18 protein-coding genes are annotated in these 18,870 nt (G+C 50.8%); 10 read left to right on the top strand and 8 right to left on the bottom strand.

Features of this window, described 5'->3' with window-relative positions; translation table 11 throughout:
- Positions 1–95 precede the first annotated feature (95 nt).
- The 3 genes from P2W70_RS15435 to P2W70_RS15425 all read left to right on the top strand — a co-directional run bounded on the left by P2W70_RS15435 (position 96) and on the right by P2W70_RS15425 (position 1,551).
- Positions 96–365 (top strand): LytTR family DNA-binding domain-containing protein, encoded by a 270-nt coding sequence (locus tag P2W70_RS15435; protein WP_276482385.1) that lies wholly within the window; start codon positions 96–98, stop codon positions 363–365.
- A 101-nt stretch (positions 366–466) separates the two neighbouring features.
- Positions 467–1,114, top strand: coding sequence for a class I SAM-dependent methyltransferase (locus P2W70_RS15430; protein WP_276482384.1), 648 nt, complete (start codon positions 467–469; stop codon positions 1,112–1,114).
- Positions 1,115–1,158: 44 nt separating this feature from the next.
- Positions 1,159–1,551 (top strand): hypothetical protein, encoded by a 393-nt coding sequence (locus P2W70_RS15425; protein WP_276482383.1) that lies wholly within the window; start codon positions 1,159–1,161, stop codon positions 1,549–1,551.
- Between the two features lie 18 nt (positions 1,552–1,569).
- Here P2W70_RS15425 and P2W70_RS15420 read toward each other — a convergent pair whose 3' ends face one another.
- The 3 genes from P2W70_RS15420 to P2W70_RS15410 form a co-directional block, all read right to left on the bottom strand.
- Complete coding sequence (locus P2W70_RS15420) at positions 1,570–2,496, bottom strand: alpha/beta hydrolase (RefSeq protein WP_276482382.1); 927 nt, start codon at positions 2,494–2,496, stop codon at positions 1,570–1,572.
- Positions 2,497–2,628: 132 nt separating this feature from the next.
- Complete coding sequence (locus tag P2W70_RS15415) at positions 2,629–3,369, bottom strand: SDR family NAD(P)-dependent oxidoreductase (RefSeq protein WP_276482381.1); 741 nt, start codon at positions 3,367–3,369, stop codon at positions 2,629–2,631.
- 162 nt (positions 3,370–3,531) lie between these two features.
- A complete protein-coding gene (locus P2W70_RS15410) occupies positions 3,532–3,903 on the bottom strand; it encodes a winged helix-turn-helix transcriptional regulator (protein WP_276482380.1) in 372 nt (123 codons plus the stop codon).
- 214 nt (positions 3,904–4,117) lie between these two features.
- Here P2W70_RS15410 and P2W70_RS15405 point away from each other — a divergent pair, with 214 nt between their 5' ends.
- From P2W70_RS15405 to P2W70_RS15385, 5 genes are all read left to right on the top strand, one after another.
- Positions 4,118–5,053, top strand: a complete 936-nt coding sequence (locus P2W70_RS15405) for a heme-binding domain-containing protein (protein WP_276482379.1) — start codon at positions 4,118–4,120, stop codon at positions 5,051–5,053.
- 10 nt (positions 5,054–5,063) lie between these two features.
- Positions 5,064–5,516 carry a hypothetical protein gene (locus P2W70_RS15400; RefSeq protein WP_276482378.1) on the top strand — a complete coding sequence of 151 codons (453 nt, stop codon included), beginning with the start codon at positions 5,064–5,066 and terminating at the stop codon, positions 5,514–5,516.
- A gap of 177 nt (positions 5,517–5,693) precedes the next feature.
- A complete protein-coding gene (locus P2W70_RS15395) occupies positions 5,694–8,027 on the top strand; it encodes a sensor histidine kinase (RefSeq protein WP_276482377.1) in 2,334 nt (777 codons plus the stop codon).
- Positions 8,024–9,394, top strand: coding sequence for a sigma-54-dependent transcriptional regulator (locus tag P2W70_RS15390; RefSeq protein WP_276482376.1), 1,371 nt, complete (start codon positions 8,024–8,026; stop codon positions 9,392–9,394). The genes P2W70_RS15395 and P2W70_RS15390 overlap by 4 nt, the downstream gene beginning before the upstream one ends.
- Positions 9,395–9,632: 238 nt before the next feature.
- Positions 9,633–10,199, top strand: coding sequence for a LytR/AlgR family response regulator transcription factor (locus P2W70_RS15385; RefSeq protein WP_276482375.1), 567 nt, complete (start codon positions 9,633–9,635; stop codon positions 10,197–10,199).
- A gap of 101 nt (positions 10,200–10,300) precedes the next feature.
- Here the strand turns inward: P2W70_RS15385 and P2W70_RS15380 are convergent, their stop codons facing one another.
- The 4 genes from P2W70_RS15380 to P2W70_RS15365 all read right to left on the bottom strand — a co-directional run bounded on the left by P2W70_RS15380 (position 10,301) and on the right by P2W70_RS15365 (position 14,131).
- The gene (locus P2W70_RS15380) at positions 10,301–11,695 is read right to left on the bottom strand and encodes a serine hydrolase domain-containing protein (RefSeq protein WP_276482374.1); all 1,395 of its coding nucleotides are present in this window, start codon (positions 11,693–11,695) and stop codon (positions 10,301–10,303) included.
- A gap of 142 nt (positions 11,696–11,837) precedes the next feature.
- Positions 11,838–12,293 (bottom strand): DUF4265 domain-containing protein, encoded by a 456-nt coding sequence (locus P2W70_RS15375; RefSeq protein ID WP_276482373.1) that lies wholly within the window; start codon positions 12,291–12,293, stop codon positions 11,838–11,840.
- A gap of 47 nt (positions 12,294–12,340) precedes the next feature.
- Positions 12,341–13,186 (bottom strand): SGNH/GDSL hydrolase family protein, encoded by an 846-nt coding sequence (locus P2W70_RS15370; protein WP_276482372.1) that lies wholly within the window; start codon positions 13,184–13,186, stop codon positions 12,341–12,343.
- A 132-nt stretch (positions 13,187–13,318) separates the two neighbouring features.
- Entirely contained in the window at positions 13,319–14,131 is an 813-nt protein-coding gene (locus tag P2W70_RS15365) for an OmpA family protein (RefSeq protein ID WP_276482371.1), read from the bottom strand.
- Between the two features lie 238 nt (positions 14,132–14,369).
- On the opposite strand from P2W70_RS15365, the gene P2W70_RS15360 reads away from it, so the two are divergent.
- On the top strand, positions 14,370–14,915 hold the full coding sequence (locus tag P2W70_RS15360; protein ID WP_276482370.1) for a cupin domain-containing protein: 546 nt from the start codon (positions 14,370–14,372) through the stop codon (positions 14,913–14,915).
- Between the two features lie 89 nt (positions 14,916–15,004).
- Here P2W70_RS15360 and P2W70_RS15355 read toward each other — a convergent pair whose 3' ends face one another.
- A complete protein-coding gene (locus tag P2W70_RS15355; RefSeq protein WP_276482369.1) occupies positions 15,005–16,591 on the bottom strand; it encodes a hypothetical protein in 1,587 nt (528 codons plus the stop codon).
- 322 nt (positions 16,592–16,913) lie between these two features.
- Here P2W70_RS15355 and P2W70_RS15350 point away from each other — a divergent pair, with 322 nt between their 5' ends.
- On the top strand, positions 16,914–18,866 hold the full coding sequence (locus tag P2W70_RS15350; protein ID WP_276482368.1) for a glycoside hydrolase family 97 protein: 1,953 nt from the start codon (positions 16,914–16,916) through the stop codon (positions 18,864–18,866).
- The last annotated feature ends 4 nt before the right edge of the window (positions 18,867–18,870 follow it).

Raw genomic sequence — 18,870 nt, 5'->3', positions numbered from 1 at the left:
GGCGCGATTTTTCATGCCTTATCATGCTATAAAGACCGTGCCGGGATGATCAATATACCCGGACACGGCCTATTGCTTGCTGCGTTTATTGTATCGTGACGCCGCTAGTGTCCACTTTCATCAAAGGATTGAAAGACTATGTCGTGATGCACGTCGACAACCAGAAGATAATTACAGCCATGAACATCAAGACCATTTATGACCAGTTGTCCAGGAGTATGTTGGCCCGGGTGAGTAAGTCGTATGTCATCAATGTGAAGCAAATCGAATCGGTGGACAACAATACCGTCTATATCGGCAAAAACGAGATTCCCATCGGCAATATCTACCGGGAGTCCTTCTTCAATGAATTTGTGATCAAATAGGTGTTGAACAACAAGTTGACCGGAAAAGCGGGATGATCGCAGCGGTCTTAGCGCCTACCGGGCAAAGACCATCGTAATCCAAAATAGTCTAAATTACAGGGATGAGAACCCTTATCTTATTGCTCGTCCTTTCATTGCCAGCGCTGGTGTGGGGTCAAAAGCGTACAGCGGTACCAGTGAACCAGCTCGTGCAGGGACGCCTGGATACGATCGTGTCCCTATTGCAGCTTACTCCCCAGGATGTGGTGGCCGATATCGGCAGTGGCAATGGCAAAAACCTGGTACGGCTTTCTGCTTATTACCCGCCGATGCGCTACCATGTGGAAGACATCGATTCTTCGACCTGCAACCGGCGTACCTTCAGTAAGATGATCAAAGCGTATAACCCGGCTATTTCCATCGATAGCTTTACGTTTCACTACGGTACGCCTACAGCCACCAACTTACCGAAGCAATACTTCACCAAGATATTGATGATCGCGGTGCTGCATGAATTTGACAGCCGCGATGAGATGCTCGCCGATATCAAATCGATCCTGCAACCTGGTGGCTTGATTTATTTTGAAGAACCGCTGACGACAACACCACGCCCGGTAGAGAAGGGCTGCCGCAATCCCTATTTAACCGAGGCCGCCTTCCGGGAGATCCTGCAACGCAACCGCATCGAGATCATCCGGGAAAAGCCGATTCCCGATGCGGGTGATGGACAACGGTACCGGAAGTTTTTCCAGTGCAAGGTCGGTGCGTAGACCCGCCCTAGATATTGTTTCAAATCCTTTTAGCAAATAACAATATGGAAACATGGTGCTTTAATTCAGATAGGACTTTCAGGATGTGTGATTACACAATGGGGCTGGGGCAGCTTCTGCTGAGGTCCTCTAAAAACTCGGTAAATAAAACCAATATTGACATTGTGTTTTTCGACACAACGTTTGTACAGGTTTATTGGAATCTTGACGGCATTAAGATCAGTGACATTAGCCCAATCGCCTTCAATGACTATAAATCCGTGAACGACTATCTAAAAAAACCTGGTAGCCACCTTTTTCAACTAGAAAGCCAGGAAGAGCGGTATCTTATAGCCGCATCATTCATTAAGATTTATGAAAACAACTTACATTTCAATGTATCAAGTTTGGGACTAGATGAGCAGGAAAAAGGCACACTGATCGGCAAAAGCAGTTAATTACCCAAACAGGATTAATTATCGTTTCACCCCCAGGTGTTGGTCAAACCACTGTACAAAGGCCTTTTCATCTTCTTCCATGCCCTTCCAGCCATGACCGGCGCCGGGTTTTACCGTCAGCACCACGGGTACTTTGGCGGCTTTGAGTTTTTGCTCCATCCATTGTGATTGCTGCAGGGGCACCTCATTGTCTTTATCGCCGTGCATGATATAGGTGGGGGCGTCGTCGGCAGTCACCAGTTGAGCCGGAGACACCGACTTTGCCACTTCGAGAAGCTGGGCTTTGTCTGTGACCGGAACATACACTCTTTGCGCCTTATCCCATTGTTTGAATTGGAATGCCCCCAGCACCCGGTGTTGCTGCAGCAAGACTGTCTGTGCAGCTAAATTGAACTCCAGCCTTCCATAATTCAGGAAATCGGTGGGCGGACAGAATACCGCTACGGCCTGCACTTTCGATGACATGCGCTCGATTGGGTCATTGGAAGCGGAATTGCGTACATCATCGGCCATGCCCGCCATCAGGGCCAGGTGACCACCGGAGGAAGTCCCGGTAATACCAATATGCAAAGAGTCGATGCCAAAGGTGCTGGCTTTATACCGCACGAACTGTACAGCCCGTTTGATGTCGAATACGGCATCATCGATGGCGTATTTCGGTGCTGCACCATGTGAAGTGATAAATACGGTATAGCCACGGTTAACAAAGGGCAGGGCACGAGTGATAAAACTTTCTTGCCAGTCGTACGAAGAGCCCCAACCGCCGCTATTCAGACTGATCACTGCCTTGCCATTGGGTTTTGCAGGCGTGAGCACCGTCATCATCAGCGCCATGCCATCTTTGCGGTCGTATACAACTTCCTGTTGGGTATATTTTTGCTCCTGGGCTGTAGCGATCAAAGTGAGCAAACAAGCGAATAGCAGGGTTGTGCAGTGTCGTTTCATTTGGTTGATTGAGTGCAATAAATATACACTTATTGCCCCTGCAGACAAAATCCCCCATTGCCTGATTCCGCCTGTCGTGCTGATTGCTGCGGCAGTCTGCCTTCCATCAGGCAGCTGCCATCCACTACGCTGTCAACTCACCGAAATACCACCATCTACCGGCAGTATCACACCCGTGACCCACGATGACCCCGACTCGATGAGCATAGCCGTATTGGCGACAATATCGCTGACGGCGCCACGTCGTTGCAGGGGTATGGTGGTTTTATCGTTTTCGTGAATGGCCTGGATCAGTTCCGCCGGCAGCCCGGCATTTTCCAGTACCGGCGTATTAGTAGGACCAGGTGCAATGGCATTCACCCGAATGCCCAGCGGGGCCAGTTCCAAAGCCCAGATAGACGTCAGCATGTTCAATCCCGCTTTGGCAGAGCCATACGCACTGAGTTCGGCGTATGCCTTGATGCCATGGCTGCTGCTGATATTGATGATCTGTCCTTTGCTTTTTTGTAGGAAGGGGACACAAGCTGCGGTGAGCAGGCTTGGGCCTACCAGGTGCACCTGGTACATCGCTTCCAGGTCATTTCTGTTGATGGTGGTAATCGGCGTGAGCGCCACATGGCCGGCATTGTTGACCAATACATCGAGTTGGCCATTCCATTGCTGGCTGATGAAGTCTGCGATCAGCTGTTCCTGACCGGGCTGTAAGCTATCGTAGTTGATGGTTTGCAAGCCTGGCAGTTCCCGGGCAAGCGCCGTCAGTTTGTTGTTGTTGCGGCCGGTGATCAATACCTGCCATCCCTGCTGTATAAAATGCCTGGCCAATCCTTCTCCAATGCCTGAAGATCCTCCTGTGATGACTATATGTCCTTTCATACTTTGTGTTTTTATAACTGCAAAGTAAGAACACCTCTATCCGCAAACAATAACTTACCCCAGGGTAAGTGACTGACAGCAAGGTTGGCCTCATTCACAACCAGGCCATTGTAAAAAGGGAGTTTGTCGCATTTTAACACGGCATTGGCGAAACCAGCTACCCTAATCCGTTACTACGGCCGCCTTTTGCCGGATATAAGACTTTCCCCAGGTATCCAGGGAAGCGAATACAGCTTCCAGTGACTGGCCGAGCCTGGTCAATCTATACTCGACACGCGGAGGCACTTCAGGGTATACGGTTCGTACCACGATTCCGTCTGCCTCCATCTCCCGCAACTGGGCCGTCAGCGTTTTCTCCGAAATATCGCCCAGTGATTTAGTGATGGTGTTAAAACGTTGCGGCACCCCATCCCGCAGGGCTTTGTAGATCTTCAGTTTCCATTTGCCGCCGATGATCGAAAGGGCAGCTTGTACCGTGCAATCGGCTGTGGGATTGTTCTCGCAGCTAACAGTATCCTGTCTGTTATAACTCATACTGGCCTATAACAACCTACCGGCGGGTTGGTTGGGGCGGGCAACGATTTTGACCAATACAGGCAATTAATCGCCCGGCAGATGCCGGAAATTTTTGCCGGCCGGCAAGCGCTGTTCGCCGTCACGCGGCGATCTGTCCGGTTCGCCCCGGAATTTGTCTGACCAGGCAGGATCCATGCTGGCGGCAACTGCCGGGCGGGGTAGTTTTACCGACATGGAAACCAGAAAATTCACCTCCAGACAAAGAAAATGGATCATTACCGCCGGCATCGTGTTGTTTGTCGGCATCGGCCTGCAATTCACGTCGCCGGCATTCACCAATCCACCCGTCACCAATGAGATCGCCGTACCCGACGAAGTGCTGGCCATCTTTCAAAAAGCTTGTTACGATTGCCATTCCAATAACTCCCAGCCCACCTGGTACGATCGCATTGCCCCTGCCTCTTACCTGGTAGCAAGCGATATCCGGGAAGGCCGGTCACGCTTCAATTTTTCTGACTGGGATAAAAACCCACCGGCCGTACGTGAATTGTTGCTGTGGGAGATGGTGAATACGATCGAGCAACATAAAATGCCGCTGGCGCTGTACACCTGGGCACACCCGGAAGCGAAGCTGACAGCAACCGACCTCACCACATTGAAGAATTACGTGAACACACTTCCCGGCAGGCACCGCGTCGATACCGCAGCGATCATGCAGCCCGACGCTTCTCATACCCCTGTCAACACACCCGTATCAACCACGGGAATTGCTTACCCGGCAGACTACAAGAACTGGACAATCATCAGCAGCACCGATAAATTCGACGGCGGCAGCATGCGGGTGGTGTATGGCAACGACATCATGGTAAGAGCCATTGAAGCGCATCAATTGCCTTTTCCGGATGGTGCCACCATCGTGAAAGTGGTATGGGGCAAGCAGCCCGCCGACAGCGCTGGCAATGTGTTGCCGGGCAATTTCCAGAACGTACAGGTCATGGTGAAGGACAGTAAGCAATACGCCTCCACCGAGGGCTGGGGATTTGCCAAGTTTGATGGACTGCAACTGAAACCCTACGGTAAGACGGCCGACTTTGCCATCACCTGCATCAACTGTCACCGCGAGCTGGTGCCTGATCAGGATTTTGTTTTCAATATTCCCACCAAATAATTCAACCAACATGATCAAGCTAATTCCTTCCATCCTGGTGTTGCTGCTGTTGGCAGCGTGTAAAGAGACCGCCCGTCCTGTACTGGCACCCGAATACCTGCATCCCGAAAAAGACATGCACCTGATCACTTCCCTCATCAATAACAGTGACAGTACCATTGCGCTGCTGTACGGCAATGAACCTGCCATACAGTATGGAAAAGCAATAGAGAAAGTACATCGCTCCGACGAAAAATATGTACTGGTAACAGCCCACCTGCGCCAGATGCCGCATTGGTACGGCACCAATATGAATGGCCCCATTGTGAGCATCGAGCAGGTAGCGGCGCATTTGCACGAGGCCGGCAACATCAGTTATGCCTACAGCAAACACAACCGCGAGGGGGAAGTGCTGCCCGATACGGTGGGTCAGGCAGCCAGGATCAGGTTTATCATCGACCAGCCACTGGCTGTTGCGCCCTAAACTGGCAACGCCGAAGCCGAATCTGCAACAACCTGCATTCAAACAGCGGCCGTTGTTACGCCTGCGGCGCTGGTATCATCGCTGTAACCAGCAAAATATCAGCAATAATGCCCTATATCGGTATTTTCATGCCGGTTAGTTAGCGGTCGAATGCCCATTGCCAGTAATTTTGAACCAATGTATACACGGGTGCACACAGTCAGCCACAACAACGAAGTATGCGGTAATCAAGGCACCGCCCGACCTCATTCACCCATCCTGCGTAGTTGGGGGTATGCCGTGTTGCTGTTCCTGCTTCCCTTGTACAGCTTATGTCAATATTATCCCGCACCGCTTCCGGTAACGGCTGATAAAAAAACTGGTTTGATCCGGCAGCTGCGGGTAGTACCAAAGGGTCCGCTACATATCCACCTTCTCATCGATCTGGGCAGTCTTTACCTGAACCTGCCGGTCAGGACGTCCTCCGACCTGCAGACGGCTGCCAGCTATGCCAACCAGGCGTATACTGAAAGTGCGCTTACGAATGATCGCGACCTTCGGGAATTATCGCTCTTATTATTGGCCCAGGTTTACTTCCGCGAAGAAAAACCTGCTTCGATGATTCAATTGCTGTCATTGGCGCCGGATGACACGGCCAAAGCGAAGCTATTGCTCACCCTCAGCTTCTATCACTGGGCCACCGATCAGGGCGACTTCAAGGACCTGAACGAAAAATGCATCAAATATGCGCGGGAAGCAGAAACCCTTTGTAAACGACTCGGGTTGGAAGAACTGGCCATCATGGCGAGAAGAAACATAGCCTTCGTTGACTTCCAGGAACAAAGAAGCAACGCGGGGCACGATATGTTGCAAGTGGTGGAAGATTATCGAAAGCTGGGGTATAAGCGGCTGCACTATGCCTATTTTGCCCTAGCTTTTTATTCCATGCAGGCAGGCAAATCAGATTCTGCCTATTATTATTCGCGCGCCGCCATGCAGAGCGTGCACGACACCCGCGACTCTTCCGCCGCGGGCGACATCTACCTGATCAAAGGAATGATAGATCACCGGCAGGATCGTTTTGACGACGCCGTCAATGCTTACTTACAGGCCAGTAACTACTATAGGCATTATCCGGGACTGTATAATTTGTCGTCTACCATACTGCATTCATCCCTCAGCGTATCCTATAGCAAATTGGGCAGGCACCGGGAGGCTATTCAATACCTGGAGAACTCCTGGCAAAAATATCCGCCTAAAACCTGGCTCGACAGCTGTATGTACATACATAAACTGGGACACGCTTACCGGGAAATCAAGCAATTTGGAAAAGCCGAACAATATTTTCTACAGTACCTGGAAATTCTGGAAAGAAAAAAACACCGCGTGCTGGATGGCTATTACACCCTGGGGCAACTCTACCTGGACTCACACCAGTACGACAAAGCCAGGAAATACCTGTACCAGGTATTTGGCGAAGGATTTGCCGACTCGACCACTATAGGCGAGCGCCAGGCACACTATATGCTGTACCTGGCCGATTCGGCCACCGGCCATTACCAATCGGCCATAAAGCACTTGCTTTACCTGAATGGGGAAGCAGAAATGAAGCTGCGCGCCAAAAGAGACAGTGTCGTCACCGAAATGGACATTGCCTATAAAGCCAAAGAAAAAGAGCAGGAAATAAAGATCAAGAACCAGGGCATTGCGATCCTCGAGCAGAAGGCCATCGCCCAGGAAGATAAGTTGCGACAGTCCAGGATGATCTACCTGATCGCTGCTGGTTGCCTGGGGCTAGCGCTGATCACGCTGATCCTGGGGTACCGGCTTTACCGGCAAAAGCAACGCAACAACCAGCGTGTTCAGATGCAGAATGAGGTATTGCAAAAAGTGGTTTCTGAAAAAGAATGGCTGCTGAAAGAGGTGCATCACCGCGTTAAGAATAACCTGCATACCATTTTTTGCCTGCTCGAAAGCCAGGCACGCAACTCCGGACTGGAAGCCCGTACGGCCCTGGAGAAAAGCAAAAGCCGGGTATATGCCATGTCACTGTTTCACCAAAAAGTATATCAGTCGGAAGACATCGAGCAGGTTTGTTTCAGTCAGTACATCCGTGATTTCCTCATCTTCCTCGAAGACAGTTTCGACCTGGAAAACAGGAATATCCGGGTGGTGCATGAACTTCAAAAAGAAGCACTGCCTACCAAAGTAGCCATGCCACTCGCGGTCATCATCAACGAAGCCCTGACCAATGCGGCCAAATATGCCTTTGAAGGCCGGGAGCAGGGGACGATCAAACTTGTTTTTAACCGGGAGGGAGATACGTATCATTTACAGATCATCGACAATGGCGTCGGCATTCCGGCCGACCAACTGGCTGGCCGGCGTTCGCTTGGCATGCAACTGATGCAGGGCCTTTGCCGTGATATCGGCGCAACCCTCGTGATGAACGTCGACCACGGCACCACCATCCATATATCTTTCAAAGCGCAGGAAGCCTGGCAGCCCGCAGCAGAACCTACAATAGCATGAGTAAAAAAGTATTGATAGTAGAAGATCAGTTCATTGAAGCACACAACCTCAGCATGGCGCTGGAGACGGCCGGGTATGCAGTAACCGGTATTGCACGGTCTGCCGATGAAGCCTTGCTGATGATGGAAGACGTATTACCGCAACTCGTGTTGCTGGACATTTTCCTGGAAGGGAAGAAAACAGGCATCGACCTGGCGGGTGACCTGAAACAAATGAATATTCCCTTCATCTACCTGTCGGCCAACTCGGATGCTGATACGTTCCGGCTCGCCAAACAAACTTCTCCGTATGGCTTTCTTGTCAAACCCTTCCGGGAAAAAGACATCATCGCCATGCTCGATATTGCCGACAACCTGCACCAGGAGCACCTGGCACTGGCCCGCCTGCATGAGCACAGCGATAAACGCCCCGCGTTGAAGCAGCCGGCCAATGAATATGGCATGATCGGGAAAAGCAAAATGCTCAAAGAGATCCAGAAGTTGATCCATATAGCCTCCAATGCCGAAACACCGGTATTGGTGCTGGGCGAAAGCGGTACGGGTAAAGAGTTGGTGGCCCGCGCCATACATGATCATTCATCGAGAAGCAAGAAGCCATTGGTGATCGTCGACTGTGCGGCCCTGTCGCCCACGTTGATCGAGTCCGAACTTTTTGGCCATGAGAAGGGCAGCTTCACCGGTGCACTGGACAAACGGCTGGGTAAGTTTGAACAGGCTGCAGAAGGCACCATTTTCCTGGATGAGGTAGGAGAGATGCCCATCGAAATACAGTCCAAATTGCTGCGCGTGCTGCAGGAAAAAGAGATCTGCCCCATTGGTGGCAAAAGAAAAAAGGTGGATGTGCGCATCGTCGCTGCCACCAACAGGAACCTGGAAGAAGAAGTGGCTGCCGGCCGGTTCAGGCTTGACCTGTATTATCGCCTTTTTGTATTTCCGATCAAACTGCCTTCACTCCGGGATCGCCGGTCAGATATCCTTCCTATTGCCGAGCACTATATAGCCCATTATGCTGCCCAAAATAAAAAGTTGATCCAGGGGTATTCGGAGGCCGTTAAGGAGGCTTTGCTGAATTACGCCTGGCCCGGGAATATCCGTGAACTAATCAACCTGGTTGAACGCTGTGTGTTGTTGACCGAGACCACCCGGATCGAACAGGTTTCCCTACCCGCCATTAGAACTAACGGTCCCGATGCCCTCCAATCGATCAAGTCGATGGCAGATAATGAACGGGATCATATCCTGCAAACACTTGCCCGCTGCAACTGGCGCATCTATGGCCGTGGTGGCGCGGCAGACCTCCTCAACATCAATGCGTCTACCTTACGGTCCAGGATGAGCAAACTGGGTATCGTCAGGAAATTTGATTGACCGCTTCTGGAGTTAATGCTGGTCGGCGGATCCATGCCCGACCAGCGGGGTCTTGTACTTTCGGTGCGCAGCATTTCCCTAAATCGCGAAATATCGCGACCATCCTTGTAAGCCATTTTCCATAACCAATTACCTGTCAATGGGTTACCAACAGGCACACTCTTTGTTTTTCCAGGTGATCGCTTAACAGCAAGATCATACCTAGCATTCACCATTCATCACCGGAAAATTAAAACCAATGAATACATTCAACGCGCGGGCAGAAGTGACCATCAACCTGAGAAGCCTGGGGTTTATGCAGGACCTGAAATTGGTAAAAGACTGTGTGTTGTACCTGGACGATTTGACGGAATCATCCGTCTCTTCCAACCTGCTGTCTCTATTAAACAACGTTAGCGCTGTAAAGAAATCTGACAGTGCCGAGTTGCTATTTGATCCTACGCCACCGAGCGTGACCACCGGCAACAAAACGAGCTTTCTCGTATTCAAACACCAGAAGTATTCCACAGTACCAACAGAGGACATCGCCTTTTTTTACATCCGCAACGAGGGCGTATCCATCATGCGTTTCGACGGCAGGGAGTATTGCTTGAGTCAGTCTTTGTTGCAGGTAGCCGAAGCCGTTTCTTCCAGGCAGTTTTACCGGGTGAATCGGCGATACCTGGTCAACTTCAAAGCGATCAAAGAGGTTGAGCACTACTTCAACCGGAAACTTTTTGTAAAGCTGCATGTCAACTCACCCGACCTGCTGTTGATCAACAAAGAAAGAGCACAGGATTTTCTCACCTGGCTGGAGAACCGATAGCCGCCCGGCACCTGCTCTCAACCGCACCAGCGGTTGAGAGCCCTTCACAATCGCCCCGTTTTCAAGATCCACTATCGTTCCGCCAAAGCGGCCGGTGGCTATTATTTATTAAAAGCCGGCAACACATATTTGGCAATGAGTTCGTCCGAGCAGGACTGGCTGTTGTAACTGCCGGCCGTGATGATCGTTACCATGTTTTGTTCGGGCCAGATGCAGATCCGTTGTCCACCGTTGCCTTGTGCCGAGCGGTTGTAATAGCGCTTGCCGTTTGCGTTGAGGTATTTGATCCACCAAAGGTAGCCATAGCCGTTGTTCTGTACCGTGGCTTGCGGAGCGATCGATTGTTCCACCCAGGTAGCTGGAATGGTCTGCTGGCCATTCCATTGGCCTTGCTGCAGGTACAGCAACCCAAATTTGGCCATATCCCTCGGACGCAGGTACAGCTGGCAGAACGTTTCTGCACTGCTTTGATCGGGCTTGAAATGCCATTTGAACTGCGTGATGCCCAGGGGGGCAAAGAGGTTTTGTCGTGCAAAATCGGGCAAGGCCTGCTGACTGGTGGTTTCAATGATGCGCCCCAGGGTGATGGGGTTGCCCGAGCAATACCTGCCTTTACCACCCGGCGTGTCGACCATGGGCAGGTCGAGGGTGTACTTGACCCAATCGGATGAATATCCCATGGCCGTTTCGTTGCCGGCAGCCTGCGGGTTACTGATGTCGCAATCCAATCCGCTTTGGTTGGATAGCAGGTGGCCTACGGTGATCTTTCTTTTGCTTTCGGTCAGGTTGTCCAGGATGTATTCGGGAAAATAGGAGATAACTTCCTCGGCCGTGTTTTTGATAATGCCTTTATCGATGGCGATGCCGGTGAGGGCAGAGATAAAACTTTTGGTCACCGACCGCAATTCGTGCAGACTGTCTTTGGTATACTGGTAAAAATATTCTTCGAACACGAGTTTGCCGTCTTTGATGATCAGGATGCTGTGAACGTCTTTATAGGTACCATCGATGATCTGCTGCATCATGGTGTTGAGTAGATCAGCATTCAAGCCGGCAGCGGTGATATCGCCTGTTTTAAGTCCATCCTTTGTGGCAACTGGCTGTTGATACTTATAACCTTTTTTGCGCTCCGCTTCGGGCCTGGCGTACCAAATGTTCGCTGGGAACGACACCTTGTTGTCCAGTAGCTGAAAGGTATCGTTGCGGACGGAATAACCGGTGATGAGGTTTTCTTTGTTTCGATAGAACTGTACTTTGTTGTTGGTCCCGTCCAGGAACAAGTCTTGTTCAGCATGCCTGAGCGGATATTTGCTTTCGCCGATCACGGCATACAGCAGGTTGTCCTTGGGAGAGGCCGCTATCTTCAGCGTGCTGTTGTTGGTGTATTCGTACAGACCCTGAAATTCCTTGAGTTGCTTGTAAGAAGCAGCGGGTTGTTGTGCGGTGAGTGCGCCGCTGCCAGCGAGCAGCAGGAGCATCAGTTGTAGCTTTTTCATTTGAAATGATTGTACTGGCTAACAGTCCATGGCTGTGCCAATTCGCTAACTCGCTACAAATCAACCACCGGCTTTTTTGCGTCGCCCCGGCTACTGTCCGCTTTTGGTACGACAGGCGTTCGGTTGCGGAGTGTTGGCCGCTCTATTCAAGTTGCTGCCGGTGGATCTTACTGATAGTATCTTTGAAGTCAATATCACCGGCATCAAAAGCCTGATATAAATAGGACCGGATAGGTTGATAAGATAGCTGGGGAGGAATACTAACCACTACATAATTATCGGCCACATGGGTATTCACCCCACACCCAAAGACATTCAGGGCCGCTACGATCCGTTCTTTCGACGCTTGTTTCCTAATAACAAGATGGGCAACACTGAATCCCGATTCTTCCATTAGTTCATCGAAGTGGTATTCGCCCTCGTCAAATTCAACCTTGACGACGTCACCATACGCGATATTAGGTGCAAAGGCAGGTACATGGACCAACCTGTAATAGTCTCCAACCTTTTCAGCGTCCACCTTTTCCGTGAAAATTTCTTCGTCTGCTGGATCGTGCTTATAAGTCAACACCAGTACTATTCTGTCGGGATAATTCATGAGAACGTTATTGATAACCTGTGTAGCAAATTTACATCGATGATCCATTATTTACCGACCCCGGCTTGCTTAAACACCTTGACCAGCTTAGCGGCGATGATCTCATTGCCTTTGTCGGAAGGATGCAGCCCGTCGTAGGTCATGTTGATGGCTTCCGGGGGATAGGGGTATTCGTCGTTTTTGGGATCAAAAGGGATCTGCGTGTATAGGGGATAGGGATAATTTTTATACTGACCGGTAGCCGTATCTTTCAACCGCTTGAAGTTGACCATCTTTTTGAGCCCGAGCCGTTTTTCGTGGTACAGGTCTACCACCGGCATCTTTTCGGCCTTGGCGATGTCGATGACGGCATTGGCAAACTGCTCCAACCATTGACCGTTCTTTTGCTTGTATGATCCATAAGCGTTATTGGTGGGATTGAGCAGGTACACAAAGTCTCCGCGCTGCATGGGCGTTATGAGCACGATCTTCGCCTCCGCGTTGAGTTGGCGTATTTTGTTGATGATGATCCGGAACGCTCCGTATACGGAACCCGTACCCGTATTATTCTTGTAATCTTCCAGGGTACCCAAGGGACGGCCGCCCCACCAATCGTTGGTGCCCAGGAACACCGTGTATACGTCTGCTTTCACCAGTCCCAGGCTTTCGATCTTGCCGGCGATATCGGTCGACTTCCATCCATTGTGTCCCTGGTTGATGTACCGCAGGTTGGGCATTTCTTCCACGACGCGGCTGAGATAACCTTTGGTCACGCGGTTCCCGGTTTCATTGGGATGGTCATTGAGGTACGTGATCGAGTCGCCAATGGCCACCCATACGGTTTCTTTTTCTTTGAAAGCCGTCACCAACAAAACGACCAGTATCAACACCAGCCATGTACGCAGTAGGCTCATATCAGTTTTTTATTCTTATGTCTGACCAAGATAAAACAAACCGCCGAATATCACCTACGACTTTCCCATGGGCACGAAAAAAGCCAGACCGCTACCAAGCAATCTGGCTTTTTCGTTTATAACGATATATTTCTATCCGTTGATCAACTTGTACAATTCATCCAGCTTGGGCGACAGGATGATCTCTGTTCTTCTGTTTTTAGCTCTTCCTTCGGGCGTGCTGTTGGCCTCTACAGGATCATATTGGCTATGGCCAGATGCTACCACACGAACCGGATCGACCTGGTAGTCTTTCGTCAGGATACGCACGATGCTCGAAGCCCGCGCAGTACTCAGCGCCCAGTTGTCTTCAAACCGGGTGCGGATAGGAATAGAGTCGGTATGTCCTTCGATATTCACAGTAATGTCGTGGTTTGCATTCAATACCTCGGCCAGTTTACCCAGGGCCTCTTTTCCTTTCGCATTGACCGTGGCACTGCCAGAAGGAAATAAAAGATTTTCCTGCAAGCTCACATATACCTTACCATTCTTTACAGATACACTCAGTTCATTGGAATTGAACTTCACCAACGCATCGGCCATTTTCTGGCGCAGGGCATCGGCGTTTTTCTTTTGTTGCTCCAGCAATGATTGCAGGGATTCCAGCTTACGTTGCCGGTCGGCCAGTTCCTGTTCACTTTTCTGGAGGGCATTTTGCTGACTGGCAATGGTACCTGCCGCAGCTTTGTTACTGGCCTCCATTTTCTGGTTGAGGTCTGCCAGGTTTTTCTGCAGACCAGCCACATCGTTTTGTAATCCGGCTATTTTCTTTTCCAATCGCAGGCTATCATCTTGCAGACTGCTGACTTGTTGCTGGGAGGCCACAAATTTTCTTTTGGCCACACAGCTTGTCATCAATAGGGGAACACAAGCAACCAATAGCAGGTTTTTCATTTGTTTGTTCATATTCGGCAGAATTAATTGCAGCAGCTTATTCAATAACCATACCAGCCCTGTTGACATGCTGCCACATATACCTTCAACGGGTCAGAAAACGTCCATTAGGGGATAATTGCTATCAATAACATCGTAGCACTTTCACCGGCCGGCCTGGTCGCCTCACGGATGAAATAGACCGCCTTGCCCCTTTGTGCTTGTCAACAGGCAGGCACCGGCCATAATTTTACCAGCAAATCAATATAGCATGGAACAAACAATGAACCGGAGGGCCTATAACAATAGCAAGAACTCGGCTACAGCCATTTATTCGACACCATACCTCGCAGCAGTGGTAACGTTCATGCTATCTTTATTGCTGCTACCGATGCTTACAAGGGCACAACGGTTGCCGGTGAACAGGGTAGGGTCCTCGTTACCCGATAGCATCAGCTGGTTTCCCTTTGCAGCATTTCCCGCGCCGGTACGCCTGGCAGTGATAGCGGGCGACCCCACGATTAAAGGTCCGTATGTGGTGCGTGTAAAAGTACCGGCGGGCGTCAAGCTCTTGCCGCATATCCACCCGGAAGACAGGATCTATACCATCCTATCGGGTGTTTTCTACATTGGCCTGGGCACCAGTTTCGACGATGCCAAACTCATGGCATTCCCTCCAGGCGCTGTATTTATTCTACCCGGTAACACCCCGCATTTCCATTGGGCCAAATCCGGCGAATACGTTTCGCAGGTGACCGCCACTGGCCCATTGGGCATTAGCTACGTTAATCCGGCCGATGACCCACGCAACCATTAGCCAGTGTGCATTACCAGCCATTGATGGCTTATATCTGCACGGCAGCCATCCAAGCGGGCAGGCTTATCGAAGTATCACCAAAGGAGTATTTATGGCAGCAGTGGCCTGTATACTTCATCCATTTGGATAAAGATCTTTTGCTGCCCGACGTGCTGTAGCCTGCTGTAGGGCCTCGAGAACCATTGTGCTACCTGAAATTTCCGAATCTCGGCTTCCAGTGTTTTATTACATTTTTTCCTGACCAACGACACCATTTCTTCCAAGGTATATCCGCTTTGCAGGGATTCGTGCCTGGTAATCTTTCCAATAAAGGTGTCGAAGTTAAATTGGCCGGCCAGGAAAGGATATCCCGTAAAACGCATGTTGTTGCCGGTGTTGTAAAAACGGTCGCGGAATTGCCCGATGGTATGAATCGCACCGTCCTGCAGCAGGTTCATGGCAAAACAGGTAAGGTACAATTCCTCGTTGCTGTACCTGTCCACAAAATGAGCATACACATCGCCCCACGATGGCTGCCACTGGTCGAGGGCTGTCTTGCGGTCAATCGCCTGGTATCGGATATATCCCGTAATGCCCGACTGCGTCAGTGATTCGGCCGCAGTGCCTGCAATGGTTGCCGGACAGTAGGTCAACACCAGGTCTGGCGCAAACTGTTTTATTTGCTGGTCGATCCGGGCTGTCTGCAGCGAACTGCTGTCCCGCTGATTGGTAAATGCAATCAGGAGCTGTTGCTTTTTACCCCGCCGTGCATGGACGGTAACCATTATACCCTGTTCCTGCTTTTTCTTCCCGGTGCGTATGGATCTAACCCTTTGCCGGGCAGGTTTCAAATAGCAGGGAACAATATCCTGTAGCGCTTGAAAATGCGCCGCGCCCGCCTGCAGGTAAATCTTTTGATACGCAGGAATTTCGCTTTGCAATACCTGCAGCAACCGCTGATCCCGCAATTGCGTAAACCAGCTATCGCAGCGTTTGCGCGCGGTATCCTTCCACACCATTAATCGTTGCGCAGCATACCCGATATCGGATGGGGGCAACAGCGCCTGGCCAAAGTATTGTTCAAAAAGCTGCTGGTAATAAGCAAAGGACAATTGCGCGGGCGTCAACAGGCCACCAGCCATTTGAAAGGCATACCGGAACTGCGCATAGGCTTCTTCTCCACTTTGCGCCCGTACTCCCATCTCTCCAATTGAATTCAACAACATTACCAACGCACTATCGTATCCATATTTCGGAAAAAGCAGGTTATACACCTGCGCTACATTGTCCCAGCTCTTCACCGTGATCTTATGAATATTGGCGAGATAGGTAACATACCCGGCATCGGCATAACCGGCAACCGCCGCAGCACTGTCAAGGTCTTCAATAGCCGCATAATTCTCCACCAGTATGATGCCTGGTTTAAAAGCTGTCACCACCGAGTCTATCTTACGGTAAAGTGGAAAGGCGATTTCCGTCGAGTGGATCGTGCCCATAAAAAACACTTGCTTGTCCTTACTCCCGAACAACCGATTGCTGTGTGCCGCGTAAAAGGCGGGAACGGTGTCTACCCGTTTATATTGGTCCCAGAAGTTCGTTATATGCTGTTGAATCACCGCAGGGTTACAAGGCTGGGCAACACCCAACTTACCAATGAGCAGCATGGCGAGGCAATACAGCAATACTTTATTAGGCATACGTTTTTTTCCTGGGATAGGTGGTGTACCATGCGCCGCCAATCCGCAACACATAGTACAGAATAGTACAGATCGTGAATATAGGAAATTCCTGCTACAATTTGCCGGACGGCTCTCAATTCTCCCAACGCGCAATGCCCTTCAGCGTCTGACGGGTTTTGGCTGTTTTTTAGTGTCCATTGTACAATTATTCCGATTTAGGTCCTACATTTACCCGGGACGTACAAACATATTGCTTGTCGCCCGTCAGCGCCGGTGACCCCTCAGCGGGGAATCGGTCTGACCAGATTGCACCATTCATAAAATTTCAGTCAGCATGCGTATGCCCAACAGGACCCTTATTTCTCTGACATTGCTCGCCATTGGTACCACCTTACAAGCCCAGGACCTGGTAGTAGCTTCCCCCGACAACCAATTGCAGGTTACCATCGTCAACCAGGCCGGCAAACCCACCTATGCCGTCAGCTACAAAGGACAGTCATTCCTCGAACCTTCTCCGCTCGGTGTAACCACCAACGTTGGCGACTACAGCCAGCAAATGACCTATGTCAGCAAAAAAGAAAACCGGGTGGAAGAGTCTTATTCGCTGGCCAGCATTAAAAAGAGTCAGGTCAATTATATCGCCAATGAACTGATCACTACCTGGCAGAATCCTGCCAAACAAAATATTGAAGTCATCTTCCGCGTGAGCAACAACGACATCGGTTTCCGCTACCGTGTGTTGCGCAGCGGTAAACCCGCCGCTTTGGTGATCGAAAAGGAATTGTCGGGCTTCGACTTCCCCACACACACCACTACCTTCCTCACACCACAGGCTTCACCCATGATCGGGTGGGAGCGTACCAAGCCGAGTTATGAAGAAGAATACACTGCCGACGGCGCACTGGGCGCCCGGTCCAAGTACGGCGTAGGATTTACTTTTCCGGCCCTGTTCCGCATCGGCAGCAACGGCTGGGTATTGTTGTCTGAAACCGGCGTCAATGGCTCCTATTGCGGTGCCAAATTAAGTGAGGGCAATGCAGCCGGACTGTACTCCATCGCCTTTCCCGAACCTGGCGAAAACAACGGCCTCGGCAGCGTAACACCGGGCATGGCTTTCCCCGCCGAAACGCCCTGGCGCACAATCACGCTGGGCACCGACCTGAAACCCATCGTGGAAACAACGATCGCGTTTGACCTCGTGAAGCCGTTAATGGAACCTTCCATTCCGTATACCTATGGCCGCTCTGTGTGGAGCTGGATCCTGTGGCAGGACGGCAGCATCAATTACAATGACCAGCTTAAATACATCGATCTCGCCGCTACGATGGGCTATGAATTCAGCCTGGTCGACAACTGGTGGGATACGCGGATCGGTCGCGAGAAAGTAGAGGAGTTGGCGGCTTATGCGAAATCAAAGAACGTGAGCCTGATGATGTGGTACAACTCCAATGGTTATTGGAACGATGCCCCACAAGGCCCCAAACAACGCATGAACACCGCCATGGCGCGTGAAAAAGAAATGGCCTGGCTGAAGAAGATTGGCGTGAAGGGCATCAAGGTAGACTTTTTTGCCGGCGACAAACAAACCACCATGCAGCTGTATGAAGACATCCTGGCGGATGCTAACCGGTATGGCTTACTGGTGATCTTTCATGGCGCTACCATGCCCCGCGGCTGGGAGCGTATGTACCCCAACTATGCCGGCAGCGAGGCGGTACTGGCTTCCGAAAACCTGATCTTCACCCAACACGCCAACGACAACGAAGCCTTCAACGCCGCCCTGCATCCTTTCATCCGCAACAGCACCGGAGCGATGGAGTTTGGCCCCGTGTTATTGAATAAACGCCACAACAAGGAAAACAATGGTGGTACCATCCGCAAGACAACCGATGTGTTTCAACTGGCGACCTCCATCCTGTTTCAAAATCCGGTACAGGTCTTTTCCCTGGCGCCCAACAACCTGCAGGATGCGCCTCCGGTGGCCATCGAGTTCATGAAACAGGTGCCCACTACCTGGGATGAAACACGCTTTATCGAGGGTTATCCCGGCAAATATGTGGTACTGGCACGCCGGCACAAAGACAAGTGGTACCTGGCCGCCATCAACGCGCAAAAAGAACCTTTAAAGGTAAAATTGAACCTGAGCTTCCTCGGCAATGCACCACTCGTTAAATACGCCGACGATAAGAACCGCAACCCGGTGATGGAGAAAGTGACCGCCGATAAGAAGGGCAATATCGATGTCGAGATTGCCACAGGCGGTGGGGTGATCATCACCAACGGTATCCAATAAGCAG

The sequence above is a fragment of the Paraflavitalea pollutisoli genome (genome assembly GCF_029360705.1).
Taxonomy (GTDB): domain Bacteria; phylum Bacteroidota; class Bacteroidia; order Chitinophagales; family Chitinophagaceae; genus Paraflavitalea; species Paraflavitalea pollutisoli.
The sequence above is the reverse complement of the archived record's forward strand: the minus strand, read 5'-3'. Positions and strand labels throughout refer to the sequence as shown.